The organism is Methylocella tundrae, assembly GCF_901905185.1.
GTDB classification, from domain to species: Bacteria; Pseudomonadota; Alphaproteobacteria; order Rhizobiales; family Beijerinckiaceae; genus Methylocapsa; species Methylocapsa tundrae.
The window spans coordinates 1-395 of record NZ_CABFMQ020000043.1; the positions used below are offsets into that span (position 1 = coordinate 1).

1 protein-coding gene is annotated in these 395 nt (G+C 68.1%); it reads left to right on the forward strand.

The features are described 5' to 3' along the window. Positions 1–395, forward strand: a 395-nt coding sequence (locus tag MPC4_RS04815; RefSeq protein WP_174511528.1) for a peptidase dimerization domain-containing protein, incomplete at both ends; no start/stop codon positions are given.

Genomic DNA, 395 nt, shown 5'->3' on the forward strand with positions numbered 1-395 from the left:
CTTCCACCTGGCTTTGTCGTACGACGAGGAGGTCGGCTGCATCGGCGTGCGGGACATGCTGGCCGACCTCGCGGACCGGCGGATCCGCCCCGCGGCATGCATCGTGGGCGAGCCCACGATGATGGGTCTGGTCGTGGCGCACAAGGGCCGCAGGGAAATGTGCTGCCGCGTCCGTGGCCGCGAAGCCCACTCGTCCCGCACGGACCTCGGCATTAACGCCATAGAGCATGGTGCCCATCTGATCGCCCAGGTGCAGCGCCTCGCCGGGATGGAGGCGGGAAGCGGGTACCGCGATCCGGGATTCGAATTGCCCTACACGACCCTGCAATGCAGCATGGTCGCCGGCGGCATCGCCCCCAACACGGTACCGGGGGACTGCCGCTTCAACGTGGAGG